The 14,875-nt window shown below is 68.5% G+C and carries 13 protein-coding genes; 10 read left to right on the top strand and 3 right to left on the bottom strand.

Annotated elements, in window-relative coordinates; genetic code table 11:
* Positions 1–11: 11 nt before the first annotated feature.
* Positions 12–1,295 carry a M18 family aminopeptidase gene (locus BMW26_RS13685; RefSeq protein ID WP_072592347.1) on the bottom strand — a complete coding sequence of 428 codons (1,284 nt, stop codon included), beginning with the start codon at positions 1,293–1,295 and terminating at the stop codon, positions 12–14.
* Between the two features lie 262 nt (positions 1,296–1,557).
* Here BMW26_RS13685 and BMW26_RS13680 point away from each other — a divergent pair, with 262 nt between their 5' ends.
* The 3 genes from BMW26_RS13680 (at position 1,558) to BMW26_RS13670 (ending at position 4,933) form a co-directional block, all read left to right on the top strand.
* Entirely contained in the window at positions 1,558–2,421 is an 864-nt protein-coding gene (locus tag BMW26_RS13680; RefSeq protein ID WP_072591732.1) for an EamA family transporter, read from the top strand.
* Between the two features lie 142 nt (positions 2,422–2,563).
* Entirely contained in the window at positions 2,564–2,965 is a 402-nt protein-coding gene (locus tag BMW26_RS13675; protein WP_261987849.1) for a GNAT family N-acetyltransferase, read from the top strand.
* 252 nt (positions 2,966–3,217) lie between these two features.
* On the top strand, positions 3,218–4,933 hold the full coding sequence (locus BMW26_RS13670) for an HNH endonuclease signature motif containing protein (RefSeq protein WP_072591730.1): 1,716 nt from the start codon (positions 3,218–3,220) through the stop codon (positions 4,931–4,933).
* Between the two features lie 71 nt (positions 4,934–5,004).
* On the opposite strand, the gene BMW26_RS13665 is transcribed toward BMW26_RS13670, so the two are convergent.
* Positions 5,005–5,658, bottom strand: a complete 654-nt coding sequence (locus BMW26_RS13665) for a response regulator (RefSeq protein ID WP_222839407.1) — start codon at positions 5,656–5,658, stop codon at positions 5,005–5,007.
* 226 nt (positions 5,659–5,884) lie between these two features.
* On the opposite strand from BMW26_RS13665, the gene BMW26_RS13660 reads away from it, so the two are divergent.
* On the top strand, positions 5,885–7,027 hold the full coding sequence (locus BMW26_RS13660; protein WP_072591729.1) for a sensor histidine kinase: 1,143 nt from the start codon (positions 5,885–5,887) through the stop codon (positions 7,025–7,027).
* Positions 7,028–7,342: 315 nt separating this feature from the next.
* Here the strand turns inward: BMW26_RS13660 and BMW26_RS13655 are convergent, their stop codons facing one another.
* Positions 7,343–8,086, bottom strand: a complete 744-nt coding sequence (locus BMW26_RS13655; protein ID WP_056279618.1) for a GntR family transcriptional regulator — start codon at positions 8,084–8,086, stop codon at positions 7,343–7,345.
* Positions 8,087–8,256: 170 nt separating this feature from the next.
* Between BMW26_RS13655 and BMW26_RS13650 the strand changes: the two genes are divergently transcribed.
* The 6 genes from BMW26_RS13650 (at position 8,257) to BMW26_RS13625 (ending at position 14,865) form a co-directional block, all read left to right on the top strand.
* Entirely contained in the window at positions 8,257–9,186 is a 930-nt protein-coding gene (locus tag BMW26_RS13650; protein ID WP_072591728.1) for a phosphate/phosphite/phosphonate ABC transporter substrate-binding protein, read from the top strand.
* A gap of 129 nt (positions 9,187–9,315) precedes the next feature.
* On the top strand, positions 9,316–10,161 hold the full coding sequence (phnC, locus tag BMW26_RS13645; protein ID WP_053097586.1) for a phosphonate ABC transporter ATP-binding protein: 846 nt from the start codon (positions 9,316–9,318) through the stop codon (positions 10,159–10,161).
* Positions 10,158–11,894, top strand: coding sequence for a PhnE/PtxC family ABC transporter permease (locus BMW26_RS13640; RefSeq protein ID WP_072591727.1), 1,737 nt, complete (start codon positions 10,158–10,160; stop codon positions 11,892–11,894). Before phnC ends, BMW26_RS13640 begins: the two co-directional genes overlap by 4 nt.
* The gene (locus tag BMW26_RS13635) at positions 11,891–13,039 is read left to right on the top strand and encodes a TIGR03364 family FAD-dependent oxidoreductase (protein WP_072591726.1); all 1,149 of its coding nucleotides are present in this window, start codon (positions 11,891–11,893) and stop codon (positions 13,037–13,039) included. The genes BMW26_RS13640 and BMW26_RS13635 overlap by 4 nt, the downstream gene beginning before the upstream one ends.
* Positions 13,036–13,767: an HAD family hydrolase gene (locus BMW26_RS13630; RefSeq protein WP_072591725.1), complete on the top strand. Its 732-nt coding sequence runs from the start codon at positions 13,036–13,038 to the stop codon at positions 13,765–13,767. Before BMW26_RS13635 ends, BMW26_RS13630 begins: the two co-directional genes overlap by 4 nt.
* Before the next feature lie 9 nt (positions 13,768–13,776).
* Positions 13,777–14,865, top strand: a complete 1,089-nt coding sequence (locus BMW26_RS13625) for an alcohol dehydrogenase catalytic domain-containing protein (protein ID WP_072591724.1) — start codon at positions 13,777–13,779, stop codon at positions 14,863–14,865.
* Positions 14,866–14,875: the final 10 nt, after the last annotated feature.

The following is a 14,875-nucleotide window of genomic DNA, read 5'->3' as shown; positions in this document are numbered from 1 at the left end:
GTCGGCAGGGCTCAGCCGGCGAAGAAAGCTCCGGCGACGCGGGTGAGGTCGTGCAGGTCCGAGACGCCGGCGAGCTCGCGCGCCGAGTGCATCGACAGGATCGGGATGCCGACGTCGACCGTGCGGATGCCGAGACGCGTGGCCGTGATCGGGCCGATCGTCGAGCCGCACGGCACGTTGTTGTTCGACACGAACTCCTGCGTGACCACGTCGGCGGTGTCGCACCAGCCGCGCCAGGCGGCGGAGCCGACGGCATCCGTCGCGTAGCGCTGGTTGGCGTTGAGCTTGAGGATCGGTCCCGAGCCGAGCACCGGCTGCACGACGGGGTCGTGCTTGTGCACGTAGTTCGGGTGCACCGAGTGGCCCACGTCGCTCGACAGGCACCACGACGCGGAGAACGCGCGTCGACGCTCGGAGGCGTCGGCGCCGAGCGCGTCGTAGACGCGGCCGAGGATGTCTTCGAGCAGGGGGCCGCCCGCGCCGGAGCGGGAGTTGGAGCCCAGTTCTTCATGGTCGAACGCCGCGAGGATCGCGATCGGTCCGCTGACTGCCGTATCGATCTTCTCGAGCGCGACGACGCCGGCGTGCACCGAGGCGAGGTCGTCGAGTCGGCCGGAAGCGAAGAACGCGCGGTCCTTGCCGAAGATCGCGCCGCGCGCTGTGTCGGCGATCACGACGTCGTAACCGCGGATGTCGGATGCCGAGACGCCGGCCGAACCGGCGAGCTCGGCCAGGATGTCCTCCTGGGTCGGGTCGCCGAGGCCCCAGACCGGCTGCGTCTGGAACTGCTTGTCGAGCGCGAGGCCCGTGTTCGCCTCGCGGTCGAGGTGGATCGCGAGCTGGGGAAGCCGCAGCAGCGCTCCCGTGTCGGCGAGCACCACGCGTCCGTCGGCGAGGGCCAGCCGTCCGGCGAGACGCAGCTCGCGGTCGAGCCACGAGCTCAGCAGCGGACCGCCGTACACCTCGACGGCCGCCTGCAGCCAGCCCCTCGAACCGGTCGTCGGCTGCGGCTTGAGCTTGAAGCCGGGGGAGTCGGTGTGAGCACCCAGGATGTGAGCGGGCGTGGTCGCGGTGGCGTCCCCCGGAACCGTCCACGCGATCGCGGCACCGTCTCGCACGACGACGTAGCGTCCGCCGGGGGCGACATCCCAGGCCTGATCCTCTTCGAGACGCGCGAAACCGGCATCCTCGAGGCGCCTGGCCACCTCGGCGGCGGCGTGATAGCTCGAAGGCGAGGCGGCGACGAAGTCGGCGAGATCCTCGGCGTGGGCGAGAGCGTCCGGGGTGACGGGCATGAGCGACCTTCCTGCAGGGGCGGTCCTTCGATCGTAATCGGCGACTCGATGCGCGATCTCCGCGACGGTCGGATGGCGGTCGTTCACCTTCTCGTCACCATCGGCCGGTACGGTCGATCTCGATAGCGCCTAGGGTTCCGGGGTTCGTCCCGTCTGGTCCGAGCGGCGCCACGGTGCTCCTCCGCAGGAGCGCCGTCATCTGACAGGACAAAAGCCCGGAGGACCCTGTTCGTCGCGCCCGCGAAGAACGGAAGGGTCTCTGATGTCCGCTCTCGCCTTCGCTCTCGTCCTCGCCGCAGCCGTCACGCACGCCGCATGGAACATCATCGCCCACGGCGTGAGCCGCGCAGGGACGCCGTTCCTCTGGTGGGGGGCCGTCGGAGGAACCGCCGTCTGGATCGGGGTCGTGCCGTTCACCGGCGGGCTCGGCACCGACGACGTTCTGGCGTTCCTGCTCGGCGTCGGAGTCTCCGGTGTGCTGCACGTCGCCTACATGGCGGTGCTGCAACGCGGATATCGCGAAGGCAACCTCTCGACCGTCTACGCGACGGCTCGGGGCACCGGGCCGTTCCTCTCTGTGATCGTCGCCGTGCTGGTGCTCGGGGAGCGTCCGTCGGCCCTCGCGCTCGCCGGCGTCGCGGCGATCATCCTCGGAGTCGTCGCGATCGGTCTCGTCGACCGAGGACGCGCCGACCGGTCGCGTCGCCTGGATCCCGGGCTCGTGTTCGGTCTGCTCACCGGCGTCGCGATCGCGGTCTACACGATCTGGGACGCCAACGCCGTGCGCACGTGGAACCTCTCGCCCGTCGCCTTCATGGTCGGGACGATGCTGCTCGAGATCCCGTTCTACTCGCTCGGCGTCCGAGGCCGATGGGCGGCCGTTCGCGCGCTCGGCCGCACGCAGTGGAAGCGCATCGTGGCTTTCAGTATCCTGTCGCCGCTCTCGTACATCCTGGTGCTCACGGCCATCCAGATCGCTCCGGTCGCACTGGTCGCGCCGCTGCGCGAAGTCAGCGTCGTGCTGGTCAGCCTGTTCGGTGTCTTCGCCCTGAAGGAGAGCAGGCCCGGATGGCGTCTCGCCGCGTCCGCGGTCGTCGCCGGCGGGATCGTGCTGCTCGCGCTGTAGCGGTGGTTCTGCAGCGGTGGTTCTGTGGTCGTGGTCGTGGTCGTGGTCGTGGTCGCTCCGGGTGCGTGGCCTGCGTGATTGTATGGATGCTGTGTGCGCCGGGTGGAGTCTTCGAGAGAGCAGTCCGTCGGATGCGCACTGGATGTCGGAGCTGCGAGCGATCGTCATGCGCGCCGATCTGGAGCGTCTCGGACGCTTCGACCCGGTGCGTGTGCGGCAGCGGTTCCTCGATGGGTTCGTCCCGCAGAACACGCGAGTGATCGTGGTGGCCGGACAGGACGTGGGCCTCATCGCGGTGAGGCCCGAGAGCGACGCGGTGTGGATCGAGCACTTCTACCTCGATCCCGCTCAGCAGGGCCGCGGCCTCGGCTCCGCGGTGCTGGCGGACGCCTTGGAGACGCGTCATGCGGGCGATGACCGGCCGTTCCGCCTCAATGTGCTGCAGGGCAGTCCGGCGCGACGGCTGTACGAGAGGCACGGCTTCGAGCTCGAGAGCGAAGACGCGGTCGACGTCTTCATGAAGGCCGAGCCGCTCCGGCGCTGATCGGGTGCCCCGTGACGGGTGCTCGGTCTGGGGTCTCGTTCCTCGTGTCTGGGTCCTTGTTCCTTGTTCCTCGTTTCTCGTTCCTCGTTTCTCGCTCCTCTTGTCTCTTCTGCCCTCGTCGACTGGTCTCTCCGCTCCTCCTGTGCCTGCGTTGTGCGGCATTCCGGGAGATTGGAATACGTGCTGTGATCTGGGATAAATCGGACTGGTTTCGGGGGTCGAATGTCGGTGGCCCCGTGTTGACTCAAGGGTATGAACAGCATCGTGGAGCGTCTGGGTCGGGTCGTCACTGACCTTGATGCGGTGCTGTGTGATGACGCGTTGGCGGGGTTGAGCGATGCGGAGCGTGTCGCGGTGCTGCAGGCGGCGGGGGCCGTGTTCCGGCGGGCCGAGGCGGTGATCGTGGAGACCGTGGCGACCGGGGATCCTGTGGATTTTCCGCATGCGGCAGGGTGTCGCGGGGTGAACGAGCTGGTGCAGCGGATGGTGGGCGTGGATGTGCGGGGTGCGTCCCGGGTCGACAGGGTCGTCGATCTGGTGCGCCGGCCGGTGAGTCTGGCGGGGGAGCGGATGCCGGCGCGGTGGTCGGAGATGCGCGTGGCCTTGTTGGATGGTGTGGTGGGTGTGGCGGGGTTTCTGGCGGCGACGGGCCCGATCGAGCGGGTGTGGGACCGATTGAGCTCGGATCAGCGGCTGGCGGCGGATGTGGCGTTGGCGGGGTGCGCCCGCGGGCACGGGATCGGCGGGGGCTCGGATTCTGGTCCGGCGCCGACGGTGCAGGATTTGAAATCTCTTGCGGAGGATCTCGCCTCGATGTTCGACCCGGACGGGGAGGAGCCGAAGGATGAGGACGCGCGGCGCAAGCGCGGGATCACGATCGGTCGTCTCACGGACGGGATGCATGCGATCCGGGGGTATCTGACTCCGGATGCCGCGGCCCAGTTGCAGCTGATCCTGGACGCGATGCTGAACCCGAAGGGTGACGGCCCGCCCATGCCGGGAGTGTTCTTCACCCCCAGCGGTGACACCGGTCACACAGACACAGACACAGACACAGACACAGACACAGACACAGACACAGACACAGACACAGACACCGGTGCTGACCCGGGTGTTGATCCGTTCAATGTGGATGAGCGCAGCGTGCTCGATGATCGCACGGCGTCGCAGAAACGCCACGATGCTCTCGCCGCCGCTCTCGCGATAGCCGCCCGTCACAAGGACATGCCCACGCTCGGTGGTGCATCCCCGGTGCTCGTCGTCACCGTCGACGCGACAGACCTCGCCCATCATGCGGAAGGTTCTGCCTTCGGTGCGGGCATCGCCGGCGCGGGTGGTGGTGCGGGCAATGGCGGGTGGGCGACGATCCCCGGATCCGGTGCGCATGTGCCTGTGTCCGTCGCGGCGCAGACCGCATGTGCGGGGGCGATCCAACGGGTGCTCCTGGACGAGGGGCGCATCATCGGGATCAGCACCACCGACCGCGTGTTCACCGTGCATCAACGCCGGGCGATCATCGTCCGCGACAAGGAATGCCTCATCCCCGGGTGTCACGTGCCCGCATCCTGGTGCGAGATCCATCACGTCACCGAACACGCCCGCGGTGGGCCGACCCATACCGACAACGGTGTGCCGCTGTGCTGGTGGCACCACCGATCCCTGGGCACCTCGCAGTGGGAGATCCGTATGAACAACGGGCTCCCCGAAGTCCGTGGACCGAACTGGTGGGACCCCGACCAACGCTGGCGCACCCCACAACACAGCCTCCCCGCGGACCGTGACCGAAGGTGCCTCGTTCGAACCGGGTGCTACGCGGCGGCATCCTCACGGCAAGTGCTGCTGATCCCGAACAGCCGGCCAGACTCAGCGAGCCAGCCCCAGCGGGCCGGACTCACAGTGCCCGGCTCAACGGGCCCGTCTCGCCGTGCCCGGCTCAATGGACGCGCCTCAACAGTCTCACTCCAATGATCCCGCTGGTCAGCGATCCCGCCGGTCAGCGATCCCGCCGGTCAGCGGTCTCGCCGGTCAGGGGTCCCGCCTCAGCGGAAGTCGACCAGCCCGGCGTGCGCTGCCGTGACGAGGATCTGCACGCGATCGCGCACGTGCCACTTCGACATGATGCGGCCGAGGTGGGCCTTCACGGTTCCCTCCGACACGATCAGTGTGCGCGCGATCTCGGCGTTGGACATCCCCTGCGCGAGTCGCTGCAGCACCTCCTGCTCGCGATCCGTGAGCGCCTCCAGGGTGTCGTCGCCCCCGACGGGCTCCGTATCCCGCACGTGCTTGATCAGCAGCGACGCGATCCGCGGCGACAGCGAGCTCGCTCCGCTGTACACCTCTCGCACACCCTCGAGAATGCTCGCCGCGCTCGAGTCCTTCAGCAGATAGCCCGACGCACCTGCGCTGAGCATCGGAAGCACGGTGTCGCTGCCGTCCAGCGTGGTGACCGCGAGGATCTTGATCTCAGGCCAGCGTTCGCTGATCACCGCCGTCGCCTCGATGCCGTTCATTTCCGGCATCTGCACGTCCATCATCACGACGTCGGGACGCTCGCGTTCCACGACCTCGATGCCCTCGAGCCCGGACTCCGCCTCGGCGATCACCGTGATCTCCGGGTCGCGGGAGACGAAGTGAGAGAGCGCTGAGCGCACCAGGGGATCGTCATCGACGATCACGACGCGGATTTGGGACATGGAGGAAGCCTAACCGGGGTCTACCTGCGGCGCGAGGTATTAGACCTTTGGCTATCGAGGTGTAGCCGTGAGACAGATGTGCCGCTCGCAGATCACCGAGAAGATGAGTACATCGCTAGTCAAAAGTGCAATAAAGGAGGTGAACGTATATGTCTTTCTGGAACCAGGTTGGTCACTTCTTCGGCTTCTACCGCTAATCTATATGGCGAAAAGGAGATACTGAAGTATGGCTTCAAGTCTTTCGACGGGTGACCGCTCTGACGTCACCCGACTCGGCAGGGGCGAGAAGCTCAGCACGATAGAACGCATCGCCGTTTTGGCGGTCGTCGGGACCATCGTCATCTTCGACATCGTCGGACTGTTCCTCCCTCCGGGGCTCGAACCTCTGACAGCGGCAATCGGGATCGCATCCACTGCAGTCCTCGGCCTCTTCCTCTGGTCGCCATTCATCGCGACATACGCCCTCGGCGTCGTGTTCGCCCTATCCTTCATCCCCGGCATCGAAGCCCAGGTGCTGACCGTCGCCGCTTTCGCGGCCGGCTTGATCGTGCGCCTGGGGTGGACCTCACTGGTCCTGTCCTATGTCGGAGTCTTCCTCGTCGCATCCGCGTTGGTCGCCATGGGCGATTCGACGGATGCGTTCAACATCGGCATCTTCCTGGTCGGCGCCGCAGTATCCGGAGCCGTCGGCTATGCGCTTCGCCTGGCATTCGCTCGAGGGCGGACGCTCGAGATGCAACTGGCCGAGAAGGCCGAGCAGGAACGCCAGGCAGTACTCGCTGAGCGGCGCTGGATCGCCGGCGAGCTGCACGACAGCATCGCGCACCACCTCACCGTGGTGGCGCTGCACGTGCAGATGCTCGACGACGATCGCACGAGCAGAGATTCGCAGGAGGCGATTCGCATCGCCGCACGCAAGGCGATGACCGACCTCCGCTTCGTGATCGACCTCGCAGACGACGGACCCCGCTCCGAGGGAATGCCCTCCGGTGATCTGGTGGCCTCCGTCGAGGAGGCCGCGCAGGAGTTCGAAGCCGCCGGCCATGCCGTGGCCGTCATCGGCGACCCCTCCGATGAGCGCGTCCCGCGGGCCGCCGAGATCATCCTCGCGCGCATCATGCGAGAGTCCGCCACCAACGTCCTCAAGTACGCCGGCGCGGGCGAAGTCGAGATCCGATTCGACATCGACGACGACGCCGCGAAGATGGCGGTGAGCAGTCCGCTCTCCGTCACGCCGCGTCGAGAGCTCTCCTCGAGCCGCACGGGCATCGGCCGCATGGCCGAACGAGTTCTCGGTGCCAGCGGCGAATTCAGCGCCGGCGAAGTCGACGGCCGCTGGGTCGTCTCGGCGCTGCTGCCGATCGTCTGACGCCTCCGGCATCCCAGCATCCCGGCTTGAAAATGGCAGGGATTGCGTACCGGTATTCCGGTACGCTGGGAGCCAGATCCGCGGAATTCCGGGGTTTTCGCCGTGAAACCTAGACGAAAGTCCAGGGTAGATCTCGACTATAGACCGTGTTCCATGGTGTAGCCGGGCGCTTACATTGGGTATACCCCAGAAATAGCGCATCCCCAGCGCTGTGATCGCGAGCGCGGTCTTTGGAATCTGATCCCCATCGCGCTCGCGATCGGCTTCCTCCGACGAGTCACCTCGAGGAATCGATGCCGATCGACAGGCCGGCTCTCAGCCGCCCACTGCACGCATGTAGTGCCCGTCCGTCGAGATCCCCGACGCCGCGACCGTGAACCGCACCACCTCGCTGAGGTAGCGATCTTCGGACGCCTCGAAGATGCGCCCGCTCGCATCACGGGAGATGCGGCTGAGTCGAAGGATCGGCGTTCCCTGCGGCACGCGCAGCAGGGCGGCATCCTGCTCGTCGGCGGCGACGGCGTCGATCTGGTGCTCGAGCCCGACGATCGGGTGTCCCACCGACCCGAGGTACTCCGTGATCGAGACCTCGTCCGTGTCGACGTCGAGCAGTCGTCGTCCTACTGCCTCGGTGTAGAAGAGCCGCTCGAGCATCGTCGGCCTGCCGTCGAGCAGGCGCAGTCGCACGACACTGACGATCGTGTCTTCGGGCGACACTCCGAGCAGTTCTGCGCGGTCACCGGCCCTGCGAAGGCTCAACTCCTGCGTCTGCGCGCCCGGAGTCACCCCGAGATCGCGGGCCCAGCGAGTGAACGGCACCGACACATCGACCGCCTGGCTGGCCTTGCGCGACACGACCCGCGCGGGGCGTCCCCGCCCCGTCTCGATCAGGCCCTCTCCGCGCAGGGCGGCGAGGGCGTTCCTGATCGGACCCCGCGAGGTGCGCCACCGTTCGGCGAGCTCCGCCTCGGTCGGCACGTCGTCGCCGGGGCGCAGGGTGCCCGCCGCGATCTGCGCGCGGAGGTCGTCTGCGATCTGGGTGTATACAGCTTCGGCCACATAGGCATACTACTTCGCTACCGAGGTGGAACGGTTGCGCGTTCCCTCGATGTTCATCCGAGGAAAGACCGGGTGAACGGACCTTGAACTCTTCCAAGTTAGGTACATATCTTGGCTGTTGCCCTGTCAGAGTGGCTCGTGGATCACCCCTCCCACTCTGAAAGGTCCTCATGAAGCTCCGCGCTCTCCCCGTACTCGCCGGCGCCGCGATCCTCGCGCTCGGCCTCGCCGCCTGCTCCGGCTCCGCAGAGGCCACCGGCGCGTCCGGTGCCGACGCATCATCGGCCGCCGGCGGATTCGCCGTCGACGAGAACACGCTCGTCTTCGGCGTCGTGCCCGACTCGGTCGACACCGAGACGAACTACCAGCCGCTCATGGACTACATCGCCGAGATCACCGGCAAGACGGTGGAGTACCACGAGTCCACCGACTACGCGGCGCTCATCGAGGCAGCCGTCGCCGGCAAGGTCGATGTCGCCTCGTTCTCCGGTTTCACCTACGTCACCGCCACGAACAACGGCGCGAAGCTCACCCCGATCTCCTCGATCGTGACCGAGGAGGGCCAGGAGCCCGGGTACTACTCCCAGGCCATCGTGCCTGCCGACAGCGACATCTCGAGCATCGAGGACTTCGCCGGCAAGAAGGTCTGCTTCGTCGATCCCTCGTCGACGTCGGGATACCTCTTCCCCTCCTACAACCTGCTCGAGGCGGGCATCGACCCCAAGGCCGACATCACGCCCGTCTTCGCGGGCAAGCATGACGTGAGCGTGCAGAAGGTCGGCGAAGGCGTCGAGTGCGAGGTCGGATTCGCCGAGGACTCCGAGGTCGAGAAGTCGGATGCCGTCAAGGTCATCGACGAGACCATGGTCCCCGGAGCGCCGCTCGTCTACTCGTCGACACTGCCGGACGACGTCGCGCAGGAGCTCATCGACGGACTCTCCGAGATCACGATCGACGACATCATCGCCGCCGGCATCGAGGGCGCGGACACTGATGCGTTCCGCAGCGTGTTCTACGCCACCAAGCCCGTCGACGACGCGTACTACGACCTGATCCGCGACATCTGCAAGGAGACCGAAGCGGAGCAGTGCCAGGGCTGACGCCCGATCGCTGACCGCAGCGTCAGCCGAGCGCCCCCGTTCCGCAGTGTGCTCCCACCCCGGGGCAGCGGAGCGCGGGGCGCTCACCCGCAAGAATCACGCTCGACGCCACGACCCTGGAGAACTGACATGAACACGGCAACCGATGCCCTCATCCGCCTGGACGGTGTGACGAAGACCTTCGGCTCGACCACCGCGCTGAAGAACGCATCGCTGCAGGTCTCACGCGGCGAGATCGTCGTGCTGCTCGGGCTCTCCGGCTCGGGCAAGTCGACGCTGCTGCGCCACCTCGACGGTCTCGAGGTGCCGACCTCGGGTGAGATCGAGGTGCTCGGCGCGAAGGTCCCGACGCTCAAGGGCAAGGCGCTGCGCGCCCTCCGCAGCCGGGTGGGATTCATCTTCCAGCAGTTCGAGCTCGTGCCCTCGCTGACGGTGCTCGAGAACGTGCTCACCGGATCTCTGTCGGAGGTCCGCGGCCCGCGGCTCGGCCTCTGGGGCTACTCGAAGGCGGCGAAGCTGCGCGCCCTCGAGCACCTCGATCGCGTCGGGCTGCTCGACCGGGCCTATCAGCGCAGCGACACCCTCTCCGGCGGCCAGCAGCAGCGCGTGGCGATCGCCCGCGCGCTGATGCAGAAGCCCGACATCCTGCTCGCCGACGAGCCCGTCGCATCCCTCGACCCGGAGTCCAGCGACCAGGTGATGGCGCTGATCCGTGAGATCGCCGCCGACGAGGGGCTCACGGTCGTCTGCAGCCTGCACCAGGTCGACCTCGCGATCTCGTGGGCCGACCGCATCGTGGGGCTGCGCCACGGCGAGATCGTGCTCGACACCCCGACCGGCGACCTGACCAAGGCCGAGGTCATGGAGATCTACGGCCGCGTCGCCACGACCACCGCAGAGATCCGCGCCGTGCAGGACGAACTCACCGAGATCACGGTCGACGTCGCCCAGCTCGACAAGGCGCGGGCCTCATGACCGTCCTCTCGGACCCGCCGCGGGGGCACGCGACCCCCGCACGCACGAGTGTCGCCGATCGAGCTCCTCGCCGCCCGATCTCCGCCGAGCGCATCGCCGCCGGGCTGACGCTGCTGGCGCTCCTGGTGCTCGGCATCCTCGCGGTCGACGAGGTCGGCATCTCGATCCCGGCGATGGTGCAGAGCTGGGGCAACGCCGAGAACTTCATGGCCCGAGTCGGCGGCCTCTCGTTCCCTGAACCGGCCGACCTCGCCTGGCTGATCGCCCTCACCGTCGGGCTCGTGCTCGTCGGCACGTTGCTCGCCGCCGCCCTGTCGGTGCCGATCGCCTACCTCGCAGCCTCCAACACGACCCCCGGCAACGGATGGCGTGCCGCCGCGCGGTTCGTGGGAGTGCTCACCCGAGCGCTGCCGGACGTCGTGCTCGCGATGGCGTTCGTTCTCATGTTCTCGCTCGGCACCCTGCCCGGCATCCTCGCCATCGGCATCCATTCGATCGGGATGATCTCGAAGATGTTCGCCGACGCGATCGAGCAGATCGACGAGGGCCCCCGGCTCGCGATCCGCGCCGCGGGCGGATCGAAGATGCAGGAGTTCGCCTCAGGAATCCTTCCCCAGGTGCTGCCGAGCTGGGTCGCGACGGTGCTGCACCGCAACGACATCAACCTGCGCGGCAGCGTCGTGCTCGGCTACGTGGGCGTGGCCGGCCTCGGACTCGAGATGTCCTACGCCTTCAAGTCGCTGAACTACGGCAAGGGCCTCGGCATCGCCCTGGTCATCTTCGTCCTGTGCGTCGTGATGGAGATCGTGTCGAGCCTGGTGCGCGGGGCAATGCTCGGCCAGCAGCGGCAGACGCGGTCGTGGATCGACCGCATCATCCACCCGCGACTGCGCGGGGCGACGGGCGCGGCGACGACGGAGCGCCCGGAGTGGGCGGCCAGCCCGCAGACCGCCGTGCGTCGACCGTGGACCGCGGAGCGGGTGCGCAACACGATCGGCATCGGGACGGCGGTGCTCGTCGTCATCGGCAGCGTCGTCGTCAGCCAGATCAACTGGATGGACTTCTTCACCTTCTGGGCCAAGCTCCCCGAGGTCGCAGCGAAGTTCTGGCCGCCGTCATTCGGCAGCTATGAGGCGTCGGCGATGATCGCGGCCATGCGGGACACGGTCGCGATCGCACTCGCGGCGACGGTGCTCACGCTGCTGCCGTCGCTGATCCTCGGCTCCCTCGCCGCGAGCAACGTCGCACCCGGAGCGGGAGCGCGGGGCATCGCGCGCTTCCTGCTCGTCGGCATCCGCGGCATTCCCGAGCTGATCCTCGCGATCGTACTCGTCGTCATCACCGGCCTCGGCGCCCAGGCGGGAGTCATCGCGCTGGCCATCGGCGGCATCGGTCTGCTCGGCAAGCTGATCGCCGATTCCCTCGAGGAGGTCGACCGTGGGCCCGAGCGGGCCCTGCGGGCGGTCGGCGCCACCCGGCTGCAGACTTACGCCTCGGCGACCGTGCCGCAGGGCATGCAGGCCCTCATCGGGCACAGCTTCTACATGCTCGACACGAACATCCGCGCCGCGACCATCCTCGGCATCGTCGGCGGAGGCGGTGTCGGGTACTACCTGCTCAACGCCAGCCAGGGTTCGCGCTATGAGACCGTGACGGCGATCGTACTGATGATCCTCGTCACGGTGCTCGTCGTCGAAGGGCTCGCGATGTGGATGCGCAAGGTGTTCCGATGAGCGGCCGCGCCGGCTCGACCGACTCCGTCGACCTCGTGGTCGTCGGCTCGGGGATCATCGGCCTCGGCGCCGCGTACGCGGCGGTGCGACGGGGTCTGAGCGTCATCGTCGTCGACAGAGCGGATGCTCCCGTCGGCGCGACGATCCGCAACTTCGGCCACCTCTGCATCGGCGCGCAGACGGGGGAGGCCCGGCGCTACGCGGACCTGTCCAGAGACCTGTGGCTGCGCCTCGCTCAGGATGCAGGGTTCTGGATCCGCGAGTCGGGGACGCTGGTCGCCGCCCGCCACGCCGACGAGATCGCCGTGCTCGAGCAGGCGGCGGCCGATGGCGGCATCCGGATGCTCGATGCGGATGCGCTGCTGCGCCTCGCCCCGCTCCGTCGCCGGGGACTCCTCGGCGGAGCGCACATCGAGACCGACCTGCAGACCGATCCGCGCACCGCCGCCGCGGCGATCGTGCGGCACCTCACAGGACTGGGCGTCGACTTCCGCTTCCGCACGGCGGCGACCTCCGTCGCCGGACGCCGCGTCGAGACGACGAGAGGCGCGATCACCACAGGCGCGGTCGTCGTCGCGGCGAATCACGACATCGACCAGCTGCTGCCGGAGGTGGCGGAACGGTCAGGCGTCGTCCGGTGCGCTCTCGACATGATGCGTGCAGCGGTGAGTCTCCGGCATCCGCTCTCCGCCCCGCTGCTGACCGGGTGGTCGCTCGTCCGCTACGGACGCTTCGCCGACGGTGCCGCCACCGCCGCGCTCCGCGATCGCCTGCATTCGGAGCGTCCGGACCTCGCCGCGCTCGATCTCAATCAGATGTACACGCAGCTGCCGGACGGCACGCTCATCATCGGCGACTCGCACGCCACATCGACCGCGCCGGAGCCGTTCCAACCCGAGGCCGCGTTCACGGCGTTCCTCGCCGAGGCGGAGGCGCTGTTCGAGATGCCGACCCCACGGGTGCTGGAGCGCTGGCAGGGCGTGTATGCGAAGGCGTCGAAGGACTTCCTCATCGACACGGTCGACGAGGGGGTGCTGGTGCTCGCCGCGACCACCGGCATCGGAATGACCACGGGTCTGGGGCTCGCCGAAGAGAATCTCACCGCCGCCTTCGGGTGGACAACTGCAATGGAAGGAACCCCATGACCACTCAGCTCGACGCAGCTCCGGCACCGGCGCTCGAACTCATCGTGCTCGACATGGCCGGCACGACGGTGCTCGACGACGGGGTCGTCGAGACGGCGTTCCAGCGCGCCGCCGAACGCACCGGCGTCGCCGATCGGATGCCGTGGGACGACGCGCTCGCGCACGTGCGCGCCACCATGGGGCAGTCCAAGATCGAGGTCTTCACGCACCTCGCGGGAGGAGACCGTGCCGCCGCCGAGCGCGCGACGGCCGCATTCGAAGGCGCCTACGCCGAGATCGTGGCCGAGCAGGGGGTCACCGAGATCCCCGGGGCGGCCGATGCGATCCAGGGGCTGAAGGACGCCGGTCTGAGGGTCGTGCTCACGACGGGATTCGCGCCGGTCACCCGCGATGCGCTGATCGACGGTCTGGGCTGGCGCGGGCTCATCGACCTCGCCCTCTCGCCGGTCGACGCCGGGCGCGGGCGTCCGGCACCCGATCTCGTGCTCGCGGCGCTGATCCGCACGCAGACCTCGTCGGTCGCCGCTGTCGCTGTCGCCGGAGACACGATCAGCGACGTCGAGTCGGGCCGCCGCGCAGGCGCCGGTCTCGTCGCCGGCGTCCTGACGGGCGCCCACGACGCGGGCGCGCTCGAGCTCGCCGGTGCCGACGTCGTGCTCGAGGACGTGACGCATCTTCGCGGCACGCTCACCGAGCGCGGGCTGCTCCCTCTCGTGCCCACGGTCTGAGGCCCTGACATGGGAACTCTGCTGATCCGTCCTCCCGGCCACCGTCGCGACGTGGCCCTGCGGCCCGCGGCCACAGCGATGGTGTGGATCGGTGAGGGCCACCCGCACGAGATGATCGCCGTGCCCGGTGTCGCGCTCGGTGAGCACGACGTGCTCGTCGCCGTCGAGATGTCGACGATCTGCGGGTCCGACGTCCACACCGTGCACGGACGTCGGTCCGCCCCGGTGCCGTTGGTGCTCGGACACGAGAGCGTCGGACGTGTGATCGCCCTGGGCGACGGCGGGGCCTCGACGGTCGACGGCGTCCCCGTGCGCATCGGGGATCGGATCGTCTGGTCGGTCACGATCTCGTGCGGCACCTGCGACAGGTGCGCCCAGGGTGTGCCGCAGAAGTGCCGCACGCTCGGCAAGTACGGTCATGACCGCATCGGCGTGCACGGCGACCTCACCGGCGCGTTCGGCTCGCACGTCCAGGTGCGGGCGGGCACGGCGATCGTGCGGGTGCCCGAGTCCCTGCCGGCCGCGGTGCTCGCTCCGGCATCGTGCGCGACCGCGACCGCCTGGGCCGCCGTCGCCCGGGCTGCGCGCGATCACGACCTCGACGGCGCGACCGTCCACATCCACGGAGCCGGACTCGTCGGGCTCTCGGCCGCGGCGATCGCGGTGGAGCACGGCGCGACGGTCGAGGTGCTCGACCCCGCACCCGAACGGCTGGCTCTGGCCGCACGCTTCGGCGCCGGTCCGATCGATCGTGATCCGGATGTCGTGATCGAGGCCTCGGGGCATGCCGTGGCCGAGGCGCTCACCGGCGTCGCCACCGGGGGCACGGTCGTGCTGGTCGGGAGCGTCTTCCCTGCCGAGCCGGTGCCCCTCGACGCCGAGAGCATCGTTCGCCGGCTGGTGACCGTCACCGGCGTGCACAACTACACGGGATCGGAGCTCGCCGAGGCTGTCGCATTCCTCGCAGGACGAGGACGCGCCTACCCGTTCGTGGACGCGGTCGGCGAAGTGCGGCAGCTCGCCGACCTCGACGAGGCCATCACCGCGGCATCCGCTCCCGGCGCGCCGTTGCGCATCGGCGTCGTACCCGGACGCTGACGGGAGACGG

It is taken from the genome of Microbacterium sp. 1.5R, from assembly GCF_001889265.1.
GTDB lineage: Bacteria > Actinomycetota > Actinomycetes > Actinomycetales > Microbacteriaceae > Microbacterium.
The sequence above is the reverse complement of the archived record's forward strand: the minus strand, read 5'-3'. Positions and strand labels throughout refer to the sequence as shown.

Coding starts and splice junctions, on each gene's coding strand:
- BMW26_RS13685 (WP_072592347.1), bottom strand. CDS start 1,295: ATGCCCGTCACCCCGGACGCTCTCGCCCACGCCGAGGATCTCGCCGAC.
- BMW26_RS13680 (WP_072591732.1), top strand. CDS start 1,558: ATGTCCGCTCTCGCCTTCGCTCTCGTCCTCGCCGCAGCCGTCACGCAC.
- BMW26_RS13675 (WP_261987849.1), top strand. CDS start 2,564: ATGTCGGAGCTGCGAGCGATCGTCATGCGCGCCGATCTGGAGCGTCTC.
- BMW26_RS13670 (WP_072591730.1), top strand. CDS start 3,218: ATGAACAGCATCGTGGAGCGTCTGGGTCGGGTCGTCACTGACCTTGAT.
- BMW26_RS13665 (WP_222839407.1), bottom strand. CDS start 5,658: ATGTCCCAAATCCGCGTCGTGATCGTCGATGACGATCCCCTGGTGCGC.
- BMW26_RS13660 (WP_072591729.1), top strand. CDS start 5,885: ATGGCTTCAAGTCTTTCGACGGGTGACCGCTCTGACGTCACCCGACTC.
- BMW26_RS13650 (WP_072591728.1), top strand. CDS start 8,257: ATGAAGCTCCGCGCTCTCCCCGTACTCGCCGGCGCCGCGATCCTCGCG.
- phnC (WP_053097586.1), top strand. CDS start 9,316: ATGAACACGGCAACCGATGCCCTCATCCGCCTGGACGGTGTGACGAAG.
- BMW26_RS13640 (WP_072591727.1), top strand. CDS start 10,158: ATGACCGTCCTCTCGGACCCGCCGCGGGGGCACGCGACCCCCGCACGC.
- BMW26_RS13635 (WP_072591726.1), top strand. CDS start 11,891: ATGAGCGGCCGCGCCGGCTCGACCGACTCCGTCGACCTCGTGGTCGTC.
- BMW26_RS13630 (WP_072591725.1), top strand. CDS start 13,036: ATGACCACTCAGCTCGACGCAGCTCCGGCACCGGCGCTCGAACTCATC.
- BMW26_RS13625 (WP_072591724.1), top strand. CDS start 13,777: ATGGGAACTCTGCTGATCCGTCCTCCCGGCCACCGTCGCGACGTGGCC.